The sequence below is a fragment of the Corynebacterium pseudodiphtheriticum genome (genome assembly GCF_023509295.1).
Lineage (GTDB): Bacteria > Actinomycetota > Actinomycetes > Mycobacteriales > Mycobacteriaceae > Corynebacterium > Corynebacterium pseudodiphtheriticum.
The window spans coordinates 478,755-498,803 of the sequence record NZ_CP091864.1 but is presented as its reverse complement, the minus strand read 5'-3'; the positions used below and the strand labels follow the sequence as shown (position 1 = coordinate 498,803).

General features: G+C 57.0%; 17 protein-coding genes. 6 read left to right on the top strand and 11 right to left on the bottom strand.

The genetic code is table 11. The features are described from left to right. Positions 1 to 101: 101 nt before the first annotated feature. Complete coding sequence (clpS, locus tag L9H78_RS02170) at positions 102 to 413, bottom strand: ATP-dependent Clp protease adapter ClpS (protein WP_026167937.1); 312 nt, start codon at positions 411 to 413, stop codon at positions 102 to 104. Positions 414 to 672: 259 nt separating this feature from the next. Between clpS and L9H78_RS02165 the strand changes: the two genes are divergently transcribed. Beyond that, the gene (locus tag L9H78_RS02165; protein WP_249620362.1) at positions 673 to 1,992 is read left to right on the top strand and encodes a nicotinate phosphoribosyltransferase; all 1,320 of its coding nucleotides are present in this window, start codon (positions 673 to 675) and stop codon (positions 1,990 to 1,992) included. After that, complete coding sequence (locus L9H78_RS02160; RefSeq protein ID WP_249620361.1) at positions 1,993 to 4,062, top strand: ATP-dependent DNA helicase; 2,070 nt, start codon at positions 1,993 to 1,995, stop codon at positions 4,060 to 4,062. Between the two features lie 41 nt (positions 4,063 to 4,103). Here L9H78_RS02160 and serB read toward each other — a convergent pair whose 3' ends face one another. From serB to nrdF, 3 genes are all read right to left on the bottom strand, one after another. After that, positions 4,104 to 5,405 carry a phosphoserine phosphatase SerB gene (gene serB / locus L9H78_RS02155; protein ID WP_249618308.1) on the bottom strand — a complete coding sequence of 434 codons (1,302 nt, stop codon included), beginning with the start codon at positions 5,403 to 5,405 and terminating at the stop codon, positions 4,104 to 4,106. Between the two features lie 240 nt (positions 5,406 to 5,645). Further along, positions 5,646 to 7,388 carry an aa3-type cytochrome oxidase subunit I gene (gene ctaD, locus L9H78_RS02150; RefSeq protein ID WP_249620360.1) on the bottom strand — a complete coding sequence of 581 codons (1,743 nt, stop codon included), beginning with the start codon at positions 7,386 to 7,388 and terminating at the stop codon, positions 5,646 to 5,648. A 414-nt stretch (positions 7,389 to 7,802) separates the two neighbouring features. Continuing rightward, a complete protein-coding gene (gene nrdF / locus L9H78_RS02145; protein WP_249620359.1) occupies positions 7,803 to 8,786 on the bottom strand; it encodes a class 1b ribonucleoside-diphosphate reductase subunit beta in 984 nt (327 codons plus the stop codon). A 195-nt stretch (positions 8,787 to 8,981) separates the two neighbouring features. Here nrdF and L9H78_RS02140 point away from each other — a divergent pair, with 195 nt between their 5' ends. Then, positions 8,982 to 9,722, top strand: a complete 741-nt coding sequence (locus L9H78_RS02140) for a FadR/GntR family transcriptional regulator (RefSeq protein ID WP_249618306.1) — start codon at positions 8,982 to 8,984, stop codon at positions 9,720 to 9,722. A gap of 46 nt (positions 9,723 to 9,768) precedes the next feature. Here the strand turns inward: L9H78_RS02140 and nrdE are convergent, their stop codons facing one another. From nrdE to L9H78_RS02115, 5 genes are all read right to left on the bottom strand, one after another. After that, positions 9,769 to 11,958, bottom strand: coding sequence for a class 1b ribonucleoside-diphosphate reductase subunit alpha (nrdE, locus tag L9H78_RS02135; protein ID WP_430622742.1), 2,190 nt, complete (start codon positions 11,956 to 11,958; stop codon positions 9,769 to 9,771). 65 nt (positions 11,959 to 12,023) lie between these two features. Then, positions 12,024 to 12,464: a class Ib ribonucleoside-diphosphate reductase assembly flavoprotein NrdI gene (gene nrdI, locus L9H78_RS02130; protein ID WP_249620357.1), complete on the bottom strand. Its 441-nt coding sequence runs from the start codon at positions 12,462 to 12,464 to the stop codon at positions 12,024 to 12,026. Positions 12,465 to 12,608: 144 nt separating this feature from the next. Beyond that, complete coding sequence (nrdH, locus tag L9H78_RS02125; protein WP_021354050.1) at positions 12,609 to 12,854, bottom strand: glutaredoxin-like protein NrdH; 246 nt, start codon at positions 12,852 to 12,854, stop codon at positions 12,609 to 12,611. Between the two features lie 462 nt (positions 12,855 to 13,316). Continuing rightward, on the bottom strand, positions 13,317 to 13,439 hold the full coding sequence (gene ykgO, locus L9H78_RS02120; protein WP_021354049.1) for a type B 50S ribosomal protein L36: 123 nt from the start codon (positions 13,437 to 13,439) through the stop codon (positions 13,317 to 13,319). 185 nt (positions 13,440 to 13,624) lie between these two features. Further along, positions 13,625 to 15,061, bottom strand: coding sequence for a sugar porter family MFS transporter (locus L9H78_RS02115; protein WP_249618304.1), 1,437 nt, complete (start codon positions 15,059 to 15,061; stop codon positions 13,625 to 13,627). Positions 15,062 to 15,102: 41 nt separating this feature from the next. Between L9H78_RS02115 and nadE the strand changes: the two genes are divergently transcribed. Next, a complete protein-coding gene (gene nadE / locus L9H78_RS02110; RefSeq protein ID WP_249620356.1) occupies positions 15,103 to 15,957 on the top strand; it encodes an NAD(+) synthase in 855 nt (284 codons plus the stop codon). On the opposite strand, the gene L9H78_RS02105 is transcribed toward nadE, so the two are convergent. Beyond that, complete coding sequence (locus L9H78_RS02105) at positions 15,954 to 16,709, bottom strand: fructosamine kinase family protein (protein WP_249620713.1); 756 nt, start codon at positions 16,707 to 16,709, stop codon at positions 15,954 to 15,956. The two genes, nadE and L9H78_RS02105, sit on opposite strands and share 4 nt — an antisense overlap. Before the next feature lie 60 nt (positions 16,710 to 16,769). On the opposite strand from L9H78_RS02105, the gene L9H78_RS02100 reads away from it, so the two are divergent. Next, on the top strand, positions 16,770 to 17,630 hold the full coding sequence (locus tag L9H78_RS02100) for an SNARE-associated domain-containing protein (protein WP_249620355.1): 861 nt from the start codon (positions 16,770 to 16,772) through the stop codon (positions 17,628 to 17,630). A 52-nt stretch (positions 17,631 to 17,682) separates the two neighbouring features. Here L9H78_RS02100 and L9H78_RS02095 read toward each other — a convergent pair whose 3' ends face one another. Further along, positions 17,683 to 18,225 (bottom strand): hypothetical protein, encoded by a 543-nt coding sequence (locus L9H78_RS02095; protein WP_249620354.1) that lies wholly within the window; start codon positions 18,223 to 18,225, stop codon positions 17,683 to 17,685. Positions 18,226 to 18,322: 97 nt separating this feature from the next. Between L9H78_RS02095 and L9H78_RS02090 the strand changes: the two genes are divergently transcribed. Further along, the gene (locus L9H78_RS02090) at positions 18,323 to 19,513 is read left to right on the top strand and encodes a cytochrome P450 (RefSeq protein ID WP_249620353.1); all 1,191 of its coding nucleotides are present in this window, start codon (positions 18,323 to 18,325) and stop codon (positions 19,511 to 19,513) included. The last annotated feature ends 536 nt before the right edge of the window (positions 19,514 to 20,049 follow it).

Below are 20,049 nucleotides of genomic sequence, written 5' to 3'. Positions count from 1 at the left end.
TAGTCCTTAATTACTCGGAATATCGCGCCGGTGCTCACTCAGCCGTGCTAACTCGGGTGCACAACAGGTCCGAGTTGGCTTGGGTGAGCAACCAGCCCGGTTTAGCCCGCTTGCTGCATCGTCGCCCACAGCCCAGCGGTGTGCAGCTTTTTCACGTCGGCTTCCACCTTATCGCGCTCACCGGAGGTCACCACGGCTTTGCCTTCCGAATGCACCTGCATCATCAGCTCTTGCGCGCGGGATTTCGAATAGCCCAGCACGGTTTGGAATACGTAAGTTACATAGCTCATGAGGTTGACGGGGTCGTCCCACACGATGCACATCCACGGCAGGTTCGCACTCGTAGCAACCTCAACGTCAATTTCTTCATCCAGCTCGGGGCTGGCCATTGGGCTAGATGCGTGCACTTCCATGGCGGAGGTTTCTAGTGCTACAGAAACTTCCGACTCGTGAGCCAACTCGTGAGCCTCAGACTTGCGCGTATTCATGATTGCTAGTTTACTGACTCGTTCCCGTGATTTCTGCATATTAGGCACCCACGTAGTTCAAGCTAAACCCCCACAACGTTCAAGAGCCTACAACCTTTCGGGCCGCTGAACCCGCTTGCACCTGCTCAGCCCTCCTGCGGCCACCAGACGTCGGCAAGCATGGCCGGGTGTATCCTTAGCGAGTGTGAATTCTTTGCAGCATCCTGCCGCTTCCACCGCGCTATTAACCGATAAATACGAGCTGACGATGCTCGAAGCCGCGCTTGCCGACGGCACCGCCCACCGCAATGTCACCTTCGAGGTTTTCACCCGGCGCTTGCCCACCGAACGCCGCTACGGCATCGTCGCTGGCACGGCGCGAGTGCTGGAAGCAATCCGTGATTTCCGCTTCACTGAAAAACAGCTGGAACAGCTGGATTTCCTGCAACCGGAAACCATCGATTACCTGCGTAATTATCGTTTTCGCGGCCAGGTAGATGGCTACCGCGAAGGCGAACTCTACTTCCCGTCTTCCCCCATTTTGACGGTCCGCGGGACTTTCGCCGAATGCGTCGTTTTAGAAACCGTCGTGCTGTCCATTTTGAACGCGGATTCTGCTGTGGCCTCTGCCGCTGCCCGCATGGTCTGCGCTGCGGATGGGCGCTTCATGCTGGAGATGGGCTCGCGCCGCACCCATGAATACGCTGCGGTAACTGCTGCCCGTGCGGCTTATCTCGCTGGGTTCGACGCCACCTCTAACTTGGAAGCCGCCAGCCGCTACGGCATTCCGGCGCAGGGGACGGCCGCGCACGCGTGGACACTGTTGCACGTCGACGAGAACGGCCAGCCGGATGAGAAATCGGCTTTTGCTGCACAGGTGGGGCGCCACGGTGCATCGACGACGCTGCTGGTCGATACTTTCGATATCACCCGGGGCGTAGAAAACGCGGTCGCTGTTGCAGGCACAGAGCTGGGCGGCGTGCGCATCGACTCCGGTGACCTCGGTGCTCTCACCCGTCGGGTGCGCAAGCAGCTTGATGGGCTCGGCGCGACCAACACCAAAATCGTGGTCTCTTCTGACCTCGATGAATTTGCCATCGCTGGTTTGCGCGGCGACCCCGTCGATGTCTTTGGCGTCGGAACCTCCGTGGTCACTGGCTCTGGCTCACCGACGGCATCGCTGGTGTACAAGCTCGTGGAAGTCGAGGGCAAGCCTGTCTCGAAACGTTCGTCCGGAAAGGTCTCCGACGGCGGCACCAAAGCTGGCGTGCGCACGTACCGTGAAACCGGAGTGGCTGTGGAAGAAATCATCTACCCGCTTGGCGGCGAGATACCTGCGCATTCCGGTGCAGAAATCCGCGAATTGACGGTTCCGTTGATCCGCGACGGCGAGATCGTCGATGGCTTGGATGACCTGCATGCCTCCCGCGAACTAGTCTCAGCAGGCATTGCCAGCCTGCCGTGGGAAGGTTTGGCTTTGGGCCGCGGTGAACCTGCGGTACCGACGCGTCTGGCTGGGTTCTAAATGGAGTCTGCCAGCACCAATACCGGCAGCACCGAAGAACTTCTCGCCACTGCCGTGAGCGGTTTCGGTGGTACAGATCGCCCGGGCCAGCGTCGGATGGCCAACGCCGTCGAATCCGCCCTAGGTTCCGGGCGTCACTTGGCAGTCCAAGCCGGCACCGGCACCGGTAAATCCCTGGCCTACCTGGTCCCGGCGTTTCGCCACGCGCAAGAAACCGATACGTGCGTCATCGTCTCTACCGCGACTCTGGCTTTGCAGCGCCAGCTCATCGAACGCGACCTGCCTCGGCTTGCCGACGCCCTGGAGCCGGTGATGGACCGGCGGCCAACTTTCGCAATTATGAAGGGCCGGTCCAACTACCTGTGCATGAACAAAATCGCGCAAGCACAACTAGAACCGGAATTAGAAGCTGCCGCCGAAGACGCCGCTGCCACAGAAGCCGCTCGAAAGGCCGCCACAGCTTCCGAGCACGCAGCCGTACAAGCTGCTAGTGAAACGCCCGCACGCCCCGGCAACCCGCAACCAATCACCTGGCTAGGAAAACAAATCGCCAGCCTGCACAACTGGGCCCAAGAAACCGACAGCGGCGACCGCGATGACCTTGACACCAGTGTCAGCGATGCCGCCTGGCGCCACGTTTCGGTCAGCTCCCAAGAATGCCTCGGCGCCTCCCGCTGCCCACACGGTGTGGAGTGCTTCGCCGAACTCGCCCGCCAAGAAGCTCGCGAGGTCGACGTCGTCGTCACGAATCACGCCATGCTCGCCATCGACGCCATTTCGGAAATCGACACCCTCCCCGAGCACGATTGCGTCATCATCGACGAGGCCCACGAACTCGATGCCCGCATAACCTCTGCAACCACCGCAGAACTTTCCCCGCGCTCGCTAACGCTGGCAGCTAATCGCGCCGGGCCGCTTGGCGCGGAGGGCAAAGATTCCCGCTTGAAGGATCTCGCCGAGCAATGGCGGATTACCACAGAAGATCTTCCCGACGGGCGCTGGACGGAATTGGATCAGGCCGCAGATTCGGAACTGAGCGCCATAGCGGAGCTTTTGTCGTCGCTACGGGCCACCTTGAAAGACGCCCCAGAAGGCGAAGCCACCAATGAGCCAGAAACCGCCGCCGAGCGCAATAACCTGCGCAATCACTTGGCCACACTCGAAGAAACCGTGCACCGCATCCAGGAAGTCTTCGACACCGACGACCCGGCTGCCCAGGACGATGTGGTCTGGTTGGATCGCAATGAGCGCTACGGCGACACACTGCAGGTAGCACCCTTGTCGGTGGCGGATTTGCTGCGCGAACGCCTATTCGGCGAAAACACCGTGGTGTTGACCTCTGCCACACTCACTTTGGGCGGGCATTTCGACGCCATGGGCGCCCAGTGGGGTTTGCCGAAGGGCAAATGGGACAGTTTGGATGCGGGCACCCCATTTGATCCCGCGAAATCCGGGATTCTCTATGCGCCGAAGCACCTGCCGCAGCCCGGCAGAGATGGTCTGGCACCAGAAACCTTGGAAGAGATGCTTGAGCTGATCATGGCAGCCGGCGGGCGCACGCTGGGGTTGTTTTCCTCGAAGCGGGCGGCAGTACAGGCGGCGGATGAGCTGCGCCCGAAGTTGCCTTTCCCCGTCTATGTGCAGGGTGAGGATTCGATTGGTGCGCTCGTCGAAAAGTTTGCCACGAAAGAGCACTCTGTCCTGTTTGGCACTTTGACTCTATGGCAAGGCGTGGACGTACCCGGCAAGGCTTGTTCACTCGTGCTGATGGACCGCATCCCGTTTCCGCGGCCCGATAACCCACTGCTGCAAGCGCGCTCGGAGGCAGCGCAGGCAGCGGGACGAAACGGTTTTATGGAAGTTTCCGCTACCCATGCCGCGCTATTGATGGCGCAGGGTGCAGGGCGTCTGTTGCGTTCAGCTACCGACCGTGGCGTGGTCGCGGTATTGGATAACCGGGTGGTCACTAAGCGCTACGGGCAGTTCTTGTTGTCATCTTTACCGCCGTTTTGGCGCACCCAAGATAAAAACACGGTGCTGGGTGCGCTGAAGAGATTGGTGCAGAGCTAGCCCCAGAGCCAGTCCAAGGCTAGTCCAGTGCCAGTCCAGAGCTAGTCCAATGCGACGCGGTGGTAGCTGCCATCCTCCCGGTCGGAAGTATCGATCTCTGTGCGGGGAATACCCATGATGTAGAGCACTTCATCCAAAAATGGGTGGCTCACCGAGGTATCGGCAATTTCCCGCAATGCTGGCTTCGCATTGAAAGCGACTCCCAGGCCGGCAGCGGATATCATGTCGATGTCATTGGCACCGTCGCCGACGGCCACGGTTTGTGCCATCGTCAGGCCCGAATCCGCGGCAAATTCCGCGAGGAAGTTCGCCTTCGCGGCCCGATCTACCACCTGTCCGATCACCCGGCCGGTGAGCTTACCGTCTTCGATTTCCAGGGTATTGGCCCGAACGTAATCGAGCTCGAGTTCTTCCGCGAGATCTTCTAGCACCTGAATAAAACCACCAGAGACCACAGCGGTGCGATAACCCATACGGTTCAGCGTGCGCAGCGTAGTGCGCGCGCCCGGTGTGAGTTCGATGGCATCAGCGACTTCTTGCACCACAGACGCATCCAGTCCAGCCAAAGCCTTTACGCGCTCACGCAACGATTCTTCAAAATCTAATTCCCCGCGCATCGCCCGTTCAGTCACTTCGGCGACTTCCGCTTCCCTGCCTGCGTGGGCAGCGAGCATTTCAATAACCTCGCCGGTGATCAGCGTGGAATCGCAGTCAAAGCACACCAGCCGTTTACCCCGACGGGCCAGACCTGCGCGTTCGATCGCAATATCCACCCCGAGGTTGCTGGTCAGCTGCGCTAGCGCCGCACGGAGGTCTTCACTGGCACCAGGTGCTGGATTTGCTACCGACACAAAGATTTCTAGGCCAGTGACTGGGTAATCAGCTATGCCACGCATGCGGTCGATATTCGCACCGTGCTTGGCCAGGGTGGCGCCGATCGCTGAAATCGCCTGGGCCGTGACTGGGTTTCCCAACACCACCACGACGTGGGTAGACCGTGGATCTGGTGCCGGAGTCTCGTTATCTTCTGTTCGATACTCGATGGTGACTTGCTGGCCCAACGGGGTTAATGCAGCGGTCAAAGCTTCAGATAGCTCAGCGAAATGCTCGTCTTTGATGCCTGTAAACGCAGCCAATTGCAGGTGGCCCAAAAACTCAGACTGCTGCACGTCTAACAGCTGCACGCCATAATTAGCGAGCACGCGGAAAAATTCCGCGGAAACGCCTTTTTGGTCTTTCCCGCTGACGATAACGACGGCAGAGCGCAATCCTTCCTGCAAGCGGACGGTTGGTTCGGCTTGCCGGGATGCAGCGGGGGTCTGGTTGGGGTCTGATTGCTTCACAGGTTCCTCAATTCGGTTGCTACGTCGGTGAAACTAGCGGCGGCGTATACGCAGGGTGCCGTTTCTAGAATAAGCGAAACCCCCGCTACCCACTAGGAGTGGATGGGCGCGGGGGTTTGGCTGGTTAGCAGGTAGTGGCTAGTTCTGGCGCAACCGCTGTGGCTGATTTCTCCAGAACTATGCTGTTAGAACTTTCGACCTGCTAAGAGCGCTCTTAAGCGTCAGGAGCACAGGCACGGACTAGTGCTTGGCGTGCGAAACCTGGCGTGGGTCTTCGTGTGCTCCGGACTCGTGAGCGCCAGAGTGCGCTTCGGCACGCATGCGCTCGACCATGTGCGGGTAGTGCAGCTCGAATGCTGGACGCTCCGAACGAATGCGAGGCATCGAGACGAAGTTGTGGCGTGGTGGTGGGCACGAGGTTGCCCATTCCAGGGAGTTGCCGTAACCCCATGGGTCATCGACGGTGACGATCTCGCCGTAGCGCCAAGACTTGAAGACGTTCCATACCAGTGGGATGACCGAAGCACCCAGAACGAAGGCGAAGACGGTGGAGATCTGGTTGTAGATGGTGAATCCGTCGGAGTCCAGGTAGTCAGCGTAACGACGTGGCATACCCATGTTGCCGACCCAGTGCTGCACCAAGAATGTGCCGTGGAAGCCGATGAAGGTCAACCAGAAGTGGATCTTGCCCAGACGCTCGTCCAGCATACGACCAGTCATCTTCGGGAACCAGAAGTACAAACCGGCGAATGCGGAGAACACAACGGTACCGAACAAGGTGTAGTGGAAGTGAGCGATCAAGAAGTAAGACTCAGCCAGGTGGAAGTCCAGTGGCGGCGAAGCCAGCATGACACCGGTCATACCACCGAACAGGAAGGTGGTCAGGAAGCCCATGGCCCAAATCATTGGGGTCTCCCAAGTGATGTGGCCCTTCCACATGGTGCCTACCCAGTTGAAGAACTTCATACCGGTTGGGATGGCGATCAGGAAGGTCATGAACGAGAAGAACGGCAACAGAATAGCGCCGGTGACGAACATGTGGTGCGCCCACACAGCCATCGACATACCACCGATGGACAGCGTCGCGAAGACCAGGCCGATATAACCGAATACTGGCTTGCGAGAGAAGACCGGAACGATCTCGGAGATAACACCGAAGAAAGGCAGAGCCAGAACGTAAACCTCTGGGTGGCCGAAGAACCAGAACAGGTGCTGCCACAGGATGGCGCCACCGTTGGCTGGCTCGTAGATGTGGCCGCCAAGCTGGCGGTCATACAGAACACCCAATGCGCCAGCGGTCAGAACTGGGAAGATCATCAGGGCCAGGATGGCGGCAACCATGATGGTCCAGCAGAAGACTGGCATACGGAACATGGTCATACCTGGTGCACGCAGAGTCAGCAGGGTGGTCAGCATGTTAATAGCTGAGGCGATGGTACCGACGCCAGTAGCACCGACACCGACGATCCAGAAATCAGCACCCAAGCCTGGGGTGTGGATCGAGTCGGCCAACGGCATGTACATGGTCCAACCGAAGTCCGCGGCGCCACCTGGGGTCAGGAACCCGGCCAGCATAACAAAACCACCGATGGTGGTGATCCAGAAACCGAATGCGTTCAGACGCGGGAAAGCCACATCCGGTGCGCCGATCTGTAGCGGCAGGATGTAGTTAGCGAAACCCCACACAACCGGGGTAGCGAACAGCAGCAGCATCACGGTGCCGTGCATAGTGAACAGCTGGTTGAACTGCTCGTTGGACAGCATCTGCAGGCCAGGGGTGAACAATTCGGCACGAATCAACAGTGCCATCAAGCCACCGAGGAAGAAGAAGCTGAAGGACATGATCAAGTACATGATGCCCAGCTGCTTGTGGTCGGTGGTTGAAAGAATTGTCAACGCCTTAGACCCGGTGCGTTCATGCCCCGTTGGTTGGGGACGAGTTGGCTCGACATAATCATCAAGCCGTGGCGCCACAGCGGTCATAATTCCTCCTAATTACGAAAGCACTCGCCGACCACCAGCACAGCTAATCGGCGCGCACTGGAGGTACAGAAAATGCCAATTAATTACGAGTATTTATATTAGGTCACTGCGAGGTTTTTAGGTAACCACTGAACGTTTTTGTTTTCTCGTTTCCCACCTGCGCCCAGCGCAGTATTAGTTAGGCTTAGCCAGGCTCTTTTCGACGGCCACTAGCCCACAGGCATGGTGGCACGACCCTTAGACGGCTTAAGTGCAGGAACACGAAAAACCCCACCAGTAACACGGCGGGGCGCACATAATCTGGAGCACATACTCCGTGAGCCACCCCACTGTAACTGTTGAGGTTTCTGTGAAAAGATCAACGCCGGGAGGGGGCTGTTATTCCCCCGGTTGGTGTCATACTTTCGGCGGGGTTTAGAAATCCCAGTCGTCGTCAGTCGTTAGCTCTGCTTTCCCCATGACATAAGAGGAACCGGAACCAGAGAAGAAGTCATGGTTTTCATCAGCATTCGGAGCCAACGCAGACAGAATTTCTGGGGACACTCGCGTTTCGTCAGCCGGGAACATGCCTTCGTAGCCGAGATTGTTTAGTGCCTTGTTTGCGTTATAGCGCAAGAATCGCTTGACGTCTTCAGTCCACCCGAGGTCGTCGTAAAGATCCTCGGTGTACTGCATCTCGTTTTCATACAATTCGTACAATAACTCGAAGGCGTAATTCTTCAGCTCTTCCTGGCGCTCTGGCGACTGTTTTTTCACCGACTGCTGGTATTTATAGCCAATGTAATAGCCATGCACGGCCTCATCACGAATGATCAGACGGATGATGTCTGCGGTGTTGGTCAACTTCGCACGCGAGGACCAATACATTGGCAAGTAGAAGCCGGAGTAGAACAGGAAAGATTCCAGCAGCGTGGAGGCAACCTTGCGCTTGTCTGGGTCTTCACCGTGGTAATAATCCAGCACGATACGCGCCTTACGCTGCAAACGCTCGTTTTCTTCCGACCAACGGAATGCGTCGTTAATCATCGGCGTCGAGGCCAGAGTCATGAAGATGTTCGAATAAGACTTGGCATGCACGGACTCCATGAACGCAATATTTGTCATGACGGCTTCTTCATGTTGCGTCTGGCAATCCGGCAACATAGCCACAGCCCCGACAGTACCCTGGATGGTATCCAGCAGAGTCAGACCCGTAAAGACCCGCATAGTGGTCTCTTTTTCTTTCTCAGTCAGGGTTTTCCAGGTGGGAATGTCATTGGAAACGGGAACCTTTTCTGGCAGCCAAAAGTTACCAGTCAGCCGATCCCAGACCTCTTGATCTTTATCATCGGGGATGGTGTTCCAGTTGATGGCTTTGACCGGTTTGTTCGGATCGTCGGGAGCAGTACCAGATGCCATGGGAGTACCTCGTTCTGTCGGGGATTTTCACTTAAAATTAGGCGTGCATCCCGCCTTTTAACTACCCAATCTAGCCTATTTTGCGCACTCATTTCGGCCTGAATTCGAGCAGTTCTGCACCTAGCAATTGCCGCTCATAACTAAGCTGGATACGGCGTTGCTAATCGACGACTCGTGACGAAAGGAACACCACCCGTGACCCCGCCGCACCACCCCCACGGCGCAACTGCCACTGCCCCACTGCTGGGATCTGTCTTCGATGAACTTGGCCGCGAAATCGTCTCGGGTGAACACCCAGCAGGTACACAATTTACGCTGCATGCAATCTCCGAGCGTTTTGGAATTTCTCGTACCGTCGCCCGCGAGACCATGCGCGCACTGGAGCACGTGGGCTTAGTGGCCGCAGGCCGGCGGGTTGGCATCACAGTCTTAGAGCAACGACATTGGGCTTTGTTCGATCCGGCTGTCATCAGCTGGCGCTTAGCAGCGCCCACTCAGCGCACTGCACAGCTAGCTTCCCTCAATGAATTACGGATGGCTGTCGAACCGGTTGCTGCACGGCAAGCCGCGTACAATGCCAGCCCGCAGCAACGTGCCGAAATCCTGGAACTGGCTAGCACCTTGGTGCACTTAGCAAAAATGCCCGCCGAAGCGGGCAGGCAGGAGGACGACGCAGCAGACTTCCTGGCAACAGATCTACGTTTCCACTCGCTGCTCCTGGAAGCTTCTGGTAACGAGATGTTCGCGGCACTCGTACCGGTATTTTTTGCCATCCACAGTGGCAAAACCGTCTTCGGTGTAGGTGCAGATAAGCCAGTGGCCAACACCCTAGATTTACACCAGGAGTTGGCCCAATACGTTAGCGACGGCGACGGCATTCACGCAGAGCGCACCTCGCACGCTTTGCTGCACGAAGTGGCGCGCTCGCTGGAGTAGCCGCCCCAGCGGGTTTTAGCCGTTTCCCCAGCGGGTTTTTAGCGGCTTACAGCATGCACGAAACGCAGCCTTCTACCTCTGTACCCTCCAACGCTTGTTGGCGCAGGCGGATGTAGTACAGGGTCTTAATACCCTTGCGCCAAGCATAAATCTGGGCTTTGTTGATATCGCGAGTGGTCGCAGTATCCGGGAAGAAGAGTGTCAAAGACAAGCCCTGATCAACGTACTTCGTGGCTACCGCATAAGTATCAATGATCGCCTCGTAGCCGATCTCGTAGGCATCCTGGAAATACTGCAGGTTGTCATTGTCCATGTGCGGCGCCGGGTAGTAGACGCGGCCGACTTTGCCTTCTTTGCGGATCTCGATCTTCGACGCAATCGGGTGGATCGACGAGGTCGAATTGTTGATATACGAGATGGAGCCTGTCGGCGGCACGGCCTGCAAATTACGGTTGTACAAGCCGTGCTTGGCGACGTCTTGCTTCAACTGTTCCCAGTCTTCTGCACTCGGCGTGGTGATCGAAGAATTTGCGAAGAGCTCTTTGACTTTCTCGGTCTGTGGAGCAAATTCGGCTGGGTCATAGCTGTCGAAGAAGACTCCGCTGGCGTAATCCGACTGTGGGAATTCTGCGAAGTATTCTCCGCGCTCACGGGCCAATTTGTTGGAGGCCTTCAAGCTGGCATACATCACAGATGCGAAGTATGCGTTGGTGAAATCCAGGGCTTCTTCCGAGCCGTAGTAAATGTGCTCGCGGCCTAAGTAGCCATGCAGGTTCATCTGCCCCAAGCCAATTGCATGTGAGGTGTTATTGCCCTCACGCACTGATGGCACCGAGTTGATCGTGGTCTTGTCCGAAACAGCGGTCAACGCGCGGATAGCCATCTCAATGGTCTTTTCGAAATCCTGCGAGTCCATAGCCTTGGCAATGTTCAAAGAACCCAGGTTGCAGGAAATATCATGGCCGACGGTGTCGTAGCTCAGGTCGTCGTTCAGTACCGATGGACTGTTGACCTGCAAGATCTCTGAGCAGAGATTGGACATGTTGATCCGTCCGGTTTTGACCGGGTTCGCACGGTTCACCGTGTCTTCGAACATGATGTACGGGTAGCCGGACTCGAATTGCAGTTCCGCGATGGTCTGGAACAAGTGCCGCGCATTGATCTTGGACTTGCGGATGCGCGGATCCTCCACCATGTCCTCGTAGTTGTCGGTGATCGAGATATCCGCGAATGGCTTCCCGTAGACGCGCTCGACGTCATAAGGCGAGAACAAATACATGTCCTCGTTACGCTTGGCCAGCTCGAAAGTAATATCTGGAACAACCACGCCGACGGACAAGGTCTTGATGCGGATTTTTTCATCTGCATTTTCGCGCTTGGTGTCCAAAAACGACAGGATATCTGGGTGGTGTGCGTTCAAGTACACCGCACCTGCGCCCTGTCGCGCACCCAGCTGGTTGGCGTAGGAGAAGGCATCTTCCAGCAGTTTCATTACTGGAATCACGCCGGAAGACTGGTTTTCGATGTGCTTGATTGGCGCACCGGATTCACGCACGTTAGACAGCAGCAGGGCCACGCCACCGCCGCGCTTAGACAACTGCAAGGCAGAGTTGATGGAACGACCAATCGATTCCATGTTGTCTTCGATACGCAGCAGGAAGCAGGAAACCAACTCGCCGCGCTGGGCTTTACCGGCGTTCAGGAACGTCGGGGTAGCTGGCTGGAAGCGCCCAGACATGATCTCATCCACCATGGCCTTGGCGATCTCTTCGTTACCGTCGGCAAGGAATAATGCGGTCATGGATACGCGATCTTCGAAACGCTCTAGGTATCGACGGCCGTCGAAAGTCTTCAGCGTGTAGCTGGTGTAGTACTTGTAGGCGCCCAGGAAGGTCTGGAAGCGGAATTTGTAGGCATAAGCTTGCTTGAACAATGACTTGATGAATTCGAAGTCATATTGTTCGATCACGGACGGGTCGTAGTAAGAATTTTCGATCAGATAATCAATTTTTTCTTCCAGGTCATGAAAGAACACGGTGTTCTGGTTGACGTGCTGGATGAAGTATTGATTCGCGGCTTCGCGGTCTTTGTCGAACTGAATCTGACCATTTTCGTCGTAAAGATTCAGCAACGCGTTCAACGCGTGATAATCCAGCTGGTGATCGGTACTGACGGGTTCGGCGACAGTTTTGCCGACGTGATTGGTCACGGATGCAACCTTCCTGCTTTGAGACATTGTGAATTAAAAGGTGGTGAATTGAGAGGTTGTGGAATGAGGGGTTGTGGAATGAGATTCTGGAATTAGGATGCGAGATCTTCTACTAGGCCGAGCCGTTGTGCGTTATTGTCCAGACCTTGCCGGACTAGCTCCACGTCTTCGGCGGTTCCCATGAGCTCGAAGCGGTAGACATACGGCACGTTACATTTAGCGGCGATGAGGTCGCCTGCTTTGCCGTAGTCGGCACCGAAATTGCTGTTTCCGCCAGAAATGACAGCCCGTAAGTGTTTTCGATTATCGGGGTCATTCAGAAATTTAATAACTTGGGGCGGAACTGGTTTGGCGGTTGCTCGAGTCAACGAAACCCCTCCCCCATAGGTCGGACACACCAGCACGAATGGTTCATCAACACTCAGGTGACCTTCCAGTGCTGGACGCAACGGAATGCGTTTGGAGCGATAACCTAGCTTGTCGACGAATCGCTTGGTGTTTTCCGTGGTGGAAGAAAAATACACGATCAACATCGTGGGCCACACTCCTGTCTGCACACGGCAAAAGAAATGACTTGGGTTGACTACCTGAAGGTGACTGCTGGGCTCATTGTTAATGAATGGCCGCTGTCTATGGGAGAGGGGAAATATGCAGTTATAACGATGTTCTGTCAGCGATTAGGCCGAGGCAGTAGCCATGGTCTCCGCCAATGCGCTCAGGCGCTCTGGACGGAACCCGGACCAGTGCTGCCCCTCTGCTACTACGACAGGCGCTTGGAGGTATCCCAGGGCCATGACGTAATCGCGTGCTTCATCATCCATGGAGATATCGATAACGTCGTAGTCCAGATCAAGTGCGTCCAGCTTCTTTTTAGTCATGGTGCACTGCATGCAAGCTGGCTTGGAGTAAACGGTGATTGCCATGGGGAGACTTCCTTGTCAGTACGCATCGGGCGGGTTTTCGAGTGTTTCTCGTTGAAGTTGTGTGGCAAGCCCATCGGCTCGCTTCGACTTCATCGACACTATACGTTGTGCCAATATGTCGCAATTACACTACATATAGTAGTTACATCTGTGGAATCCCCTGCTGGAGGTATTCACAGCCCCCACATCTAGCTCGCGAGTAAATGATTACTTTCCCAGCCAAGAACACCTTTTCCGGCCCCCGTCAGCATTTCCGCAGGACGACTCACCACACCGTTACCAAATCGTTATACATGGATGTAATTTCACAGGCTGTGACTAGGCTGTGTACAAAATGTGGAAATTCAGCACAGGACGAAAACAGGAATCAGGGCAGGATGAAAGACATAGCAAAACCGCCGCCCCACTCAGTTAAGAGTGAGACGGCGGCATGATACAAGCTTCGGAAGAAACCCAGGTGAATTAGCCCTGACGTGCCTTGAAGCGTGGATCTTTCTTGTTGATCACGAAGGTTTTACCGTGACGGCGGATAACCTGGGCGCCCGGTTTCTTCTTCAGCGACCGAAGCGACTTGCGGACCTTCATCGGGCGCTCCTTTCTGTACGCAGCTACTACACAGCGTGTAGACAATAATTATCAGCGACCGCCCAAAAACGGCGATCATAACACAAGCTGACAGTCTACCTATCTCACACCAGTTTTCTCAAATCCCAGTGTTTTCGTGCACTCTCGCCTTGACAGGATAGCTCGTCAACACTTGCTAATGCGTTTTACTTAGCCCAGCGTTTTTCCATAACCTCGCCGACTTCCTCCAGGCTGCGTCCCATCGTCTCCGGGATAAACACCCGGACAAAGCCCAGAGCAACCACACCCAGCATGGCGAAGGCCACGAAGGTGCCGGAACCGCTCAGAATCTCTGTGACTGGCAAGAAGAATTGTGCGACAGCCCAGTTCGCCACCCACAGCGCAAGACCGGCGATGCCCATGCCCAGACCACGAGCCTGCACTGGCACAATCTCCGAGATCAACAGCCAGGTAGTTGGGGAAACCGCAGCCTGCTGGAAAGCGATAAACACAGCCATCATGCCCAACGAAATCATGGCCCACGTAGTGCTGCCGTCGGCAAGCGAATAGGTCACTGCCAAAATCAGCAAAGAGACAATATTTCCGGTCAGCCCCCACGTCAGCAAACGTTTCCGCCCGACGACATCGATGATCTTCAGGCCTACCCAACAAGCAATCACGGAAACCACACCAATGACGATCGAGGTATACACCGCATTGGTGGTCGAGATACCGACCTCGCTCATCATGGTCGGCGCGAAATAGATTACTGCGTTCACGCCCGTGATCTGCTGGGTCACGCCGATCAGCATGGCCAGCAGAATAGTGATTCGTACCCAGCGCAGTTTCTTGAATGCTTGGAATTCCTCAGAGGTTTTCGCTTTTCCAGCCGCCGCGCTCTCCGGAATACCGTCTGCACCTGCATCGTGCTGTTCCGCCTCAATCACAATCGACAGCTCTTCCAGCGACATCCCGGCGCGAGCAGCAACTTCCCGGGCTTCTTCGGTCCGCCCCTGGCGCGCAAGCCAGACCGGGGTATCGGACAAGAAAATCATTCCAGCGGTGAGCATCGCGCCCGGCACCGCGGCCATGCCCAGCATCAGGTGCCAGTTTCCCGTCGGCGCCAACACAGAGTTGACCAGGTACGCCAACAGCTGGCCGACGACGATCATCAGGGTATTCAGCGAGACCATGCGACCCCGTACCGCGGCTGGGACCTTCTCCGCGATATACATCGGCACCACAATCGAGACCGCACCGACGGCCACGCCCAGAAACATGCGCGCGGTGGCCAGTTCTGCAACGGATCCAGCCAACGCACACCAAATGGAACCAGCGCAGAAAATCACTCCGTTGACGAGCAGGGTCATCCGTCTACCCCACCAGCCAGCCACGCGGCCACCCAGCAACGCACCGATGGCGGCTCCAACCAGCAGCATGGCGGTAACGCGTCCTTCTTCGGCAGCGCTCATGCCAAACTCCGGACTGATATATAACAGTGCACCGGACATCACTCCGGTGTCGTAGCCGAAAAGTAGGCCACCGATGGCCGCGAAAGCAGCGACCATTTTTACGTAACGACGGGTTTCGGCCGTTTCGGCGCGGGAGGTATCGCGCGCACCAGTCTGATTATTCTCAGTCATTTTCACAAACACTCATTGTGTCAGGCGACTAGGCTAAAGCCATGCCGAAAAACCCCAGCACGAAGCAGCAATCGATCATAAAAACCCTGGGTGTTAAGCCCTTAATCGATCCAGAAGAAGAAGTTGCCCGGCGCGTCAATTTCCTGGCGGAATACCTGAAAACCACCGGTGCGCGAGGTTTCGTCCTCGGCATCTCCGGCGGCCAGGATTCCACCCTGGCAGGCCGTTTAGCGCAGCTAGCAGTAGAAAAACTGCGCACAGAAGACCACAGCACAGAAGGCCACCAGGTGGAGTTTTGGGCACTCCGCCTGCCGCACGGCCAGCAGCACGACGACGCCGATGCGCAGATGGCCCTGGAGTTTATTCGCCCCGACCACCGCGCCAGCATCGACATCGCTCCCGCCACCGCCGCGATGGATCAGGCTGCCGCCGCTGCCGTCGGCGAAGCTAGCCTGAGCGATTTCAACCGTGGCAACGTCAAGGCTCGCCAGCGCATGATTGCGCAATATGCAGTCGCAGGTGCACGCGGCCTGTTGGTTATCGGTACTGATCACGCTGCAGAAAATCTCACCGGTTTCTTCACTAAATTTGGCGACGGTGCTGCAGACGTCTTACCACTGGCTGGGCTAAATAAACGACAGGGTGCAGCTCTCTTGCGTCACCTCAAGGCCCCAGATGCTACTTGGCAGAAAGTCCCCACCGCTGATTTAGAAGACGACCGGCCGGGACTTCCCGACGAAGAAGCCCTCGGGCTGCGGTACTCAGAGATTGACGATTACCTGGAGGGGCGTGAAGTCAGCGAAGAGGCGGCCACGCGTATCGAGCGATTGTGGGAGGTCGGCCAGCACAAGCGTCATTTACCGGCCACGCTTGCCGACGACTGGTGGCGCGGCTAGCTGAGAAGCTGCGTGGTTACCTGTGCTGCGCGTTGTAGTGGTCCCGCATACGCCGCCCCATGCGTCAACGTGTGTACCGCCAGTGGGTGCAACTGATGCATCGGGATGAACTCGCGCCAATTTTTCGACAGCGGCGAAACCTCGTGATAACCTGCGACAATTTCGTCGAAATACGGGGCGCCAAATAGATCCAACATGGCCAGGTCAGTCTGCGGATGCCCGCCATGTGCCGCGGGATCAATAAATGCAGGCTCGTCGCTACCGAACAGCAGATTGCCCGTCCACAAATCACCATGAATGCGGGCGGGCTTCACCGACCACTCCGCGGCGCGGATAGCCGCACAGGCACGTAGTACGTCGGAAAGCTCGTCGTCGGCAAGCGTGCCTGCCTGGGCTGCGGCGTGGGCAAATGGTTCGACACGCTGGCGGGTATAGAACTCTCCCCAATCGTCTGTGGGAATGCAGTCCTGTTGCTGGGTACCGATATAGTTCGGGCCCTGCCAACCAGCCGGGGGTGCGCCAAAAGCAGGCGCTCCAGCGGCGTGGATGCGGGCTAATTCGGCACCGGCTCGGCGCGCAGTCTTAGCGGTCGGGGGCACCGATTCGATATATGCCGTCTGCAGCTCATTGCGCTGCGTGTCCACGGCGACGACGCGGGGCACGCATTCGCTGGCTTCACCCAGCCACTGCAACCCTGCAGCTTCAGCCTCGGCAGCACGGTGTTCGTTCGGGCGTTTGGCGAAACTCTGCATCATATCCCCCGATGGTACGGAAAGGGATCTGGACAGTTCATGGTGCTATAAAGGATCGGTATGAGCGAGACAACCGCAGACGGCACGCACGGGCGCAACTTCGGGGATGCGCACCATTCACAGAATGCTAACTCCCCGCAAGACACAGAGTCCTGGCAGAAAGAACTGCCCAGTTTCATGCGCAATTTCGAGCGCTTCGACTGGATTCTGTGGGGTCTGCTCGCTGCCTCGGGCATCTACGGCCTTGCACTGTTGCCGTTCCGCGCGGTGTTGCTGATCGATTACACCTTCGTATACACGGTACTCAGTGGCTCGAGTTTGTCGGTACTGGCGCTGACAGCAGAAAATGAAAACAACACCGGGCTGATTATCGCCGCGGTGCTGGTCGCGGCTGTAAGCATGGTGAAGTTTTTGCCGCTGTTTTTCTTGATCGGCAAGCGCTGGGGCCCATCGTTTATCGATTACTCATTTATGGGCCATCCCCCGTTGTGGTTCCGGAAGCTGGAAAACTTCATCTACCGCCACCCGGGTTTTTGTCTGTTGCTGTCGTATATTCCGTTTTCGCCGATCCCAGCGACAATCATCGTCGTCATTGCAGGCATTAAGCGCACTAAGGGCTGGATAATCGGCGCTTATGTGCTGTTTTATGCGATCGCGCTGAAGTGCTTTTACGTCTATTTGGGTCTGACCTTCGGTGCAACGGTGCGCGAGACTCTAGTGACCATCGAACGCTACGTCACCTGGATTACCTTCGCCCTGCTGGGCTACATGTTTTTCACGATGTGGCTGAAATCCAAGCGGAAGAAGGCGCGCTTACACACCATGGACGACGCCCAGGGGCTCAGTAATACGGACGGCCGGGCTGAGAGAGACGACAGAGCTGAGAAAGACGTCCGAATCACGAAAGACGACGCGAGCTAGTGCATGCAGCTCGGTGCTAGCTTGCCGACGGGTGCGCCCCCTCTAACAACTGCTAGCCCAGAGCCTGCGGGTTTTTCGGCAGCAACCTGCGGGTAACTACCACCATGAACGTGATCAGCAAAATAAACAACGCAGCATCAGCAGCGACGTAGAAATAGTGCGTGGTCGAGCCACCTGCAAAATTTCCGGCGAGCACGGCATCGGTCCGGATGTTCAGGATCGGGCGAATCACCAGAATCTTGATCGCCAGCACCACGCTAATCGCGATGCCCAGGCCCCAGAGTTTCTGCCGCGACGGCCGACCCAGCAGCCGCACCAGCGTCGTAATAAGCACGACGGCCAGGATAACCTCGACGATGTTCATCGCGAAAAACACCCGTCGGCCAATGCCCAGCCCCAGCGGGATCGTGATCCCTGGGGCGGTGAACTTCAGCGGCGCCTCGATCAGAGAAATGCCGATGATCAGGCCCAACCAAATCGCAGGCAGGAAAAACAGCAGGCTTCGCGTCCCACGGCCGCCTCCGATGGGTTCCGAAGCCAGCTTGCGTGCACTGCTTTTTCCGCTGCCTTTATTCGAACTAGCAGTCTTTTTCATACCCTCCAGTTTAGCGGTTTGCCCTGCTGCTATTGGACAGAATCTTCTATTTCACATTTCTTATTTCAGCAGAGAAATTTCTGTTAACCTCGAAATTGTGTCTGAAAAGCTAACTTCTTCCCCTGACAAACTAGACATTCGCACTTTCGACCCGGCCGGGCGTGATCCGTTGGCTTATTCCCACGACGTCCATGCCCACGGCTGCCCGATTGTGCATGACGACGCCGGAGATATCGTCGTTGTTGGTCACGCAGAAGCCACCCGCGTCGCCCAGGATGCCGAAACCTTCAGCTCAGCGGTCTCGCGTTATTTGCAGATCCCGAACGGGCTGGATGGCGACAAGCACAGCGCTTTCCGACGCTTGCTGGATAACTACCTGAATGCCGACGAGGTTGCTCGTTACAGCGCAGATTTCCACCGGGTGGCCCGCGAGGTCATCGACGGTTATCTTGCCGACGCCCCCGCTGCCGGTGATGAAGTGAGCGTCGATGCCGTGCAAGATTTGGGCTACGATTTTGCGGTGCGCGCCATGGTCGCGTGGCTGGGGTGGCCACGCGCGATTGAGCCCCGGCTGAAAGAATGGGTGGAGAAAAACGCGGCCGCCACTCGCTCTGGGCAGCAGCACCGCACCGCCCGGGTGGCCCAGGAATACGACGAGATCATCAACGAGGTCGTCGGCGAGGTTCGTGCTGCCGGGCAGGATTGCGTGACCTACCGTTTGATCAATGACACCAGTTTGGGCCGCGAGTTGGAATTCGAAGAGATCGTGTCCATCCTACGCAACTGGACCGGCGGTGATCTTGGTTCGATGGCGAAATGCGTGGGAGTTTTGCTGCACGCACTCGCAAAAAACACTGCTATGCAAGAGCGCATCCGCTCCGGTGTGTCTTCCGAGGAGCTGGTGGCGCTTGTCGACGAGATCTTGCGCATTGACGATCCGTTTGTTTCTAACCGGCGGGTCACCACCCGCCCGGCAACGGTGGGTGGCAAGCAGGTCGACCAAGGCCAGCGAGTGTATTTGCACTGGACTGCTGCAAACCGTGACCCGGAGACATTTGCCGACCCAGACGGCTTCGATCCAGAGGGGAATGCCGAGAAGAATCTGGTCTGGGGCACCGGGCCACATGCGTGCCCCGGCAAAGATCTGTCGATGGTAGAAATCGGCGCTTTTGTCGAGGAGCTGCTCGCTGTAGCCACCGTGCAGGCGAGTTCGCAGGCAGGCGCAGAACGCGATGAGCACCCGGTCGGCGGCTGGAGTAGCTTGCCGATTACTCTGCAGCGGCGCTAAAAGGATAATCCAAAATCCCGGCGCCCCTGCCTAGACTTGAACCTAGGATCAAGTTCGGGTTATACGACAAAACCCCCGGTCATTAACGACCAGGGGAAATGCAAAAAGTGGACCTAGCGGGAGGCTTGTCGAAACCTGCCCCTCACCGGTTCGCATGGGCTCGATGCATCGGTCGATCCGCGTCCGTCAACGCCGGGTCCGTCCCCTCGAGCCGCGCGCCCGAAAGCTCCCTCGCGTGAGCGAGGAGATGCTGGCTCGAGCAGAGGCACGCTACATGGCGGGCGCCACGTTACGAGAGATTGCAAAGGAACTCGGACTTGGGCGGGAGCGGCTGGCATCGCTGCTGCGAACGCGGGGTGTGCGCTTGCGGCGTGCAACGCCATCGGACAGGGAGGTCCGGGAAATGATCCGCCGTTATGTAGCCGGCGAGACGCTCAAGCGTGTGGGCATGCAGCTTGGTTAATCCCCCAGCACGATCCGCAACTATCTGAGGTCTGCTGGGATCGAACTCCGGGACACGCATGGACGCGAAAGGT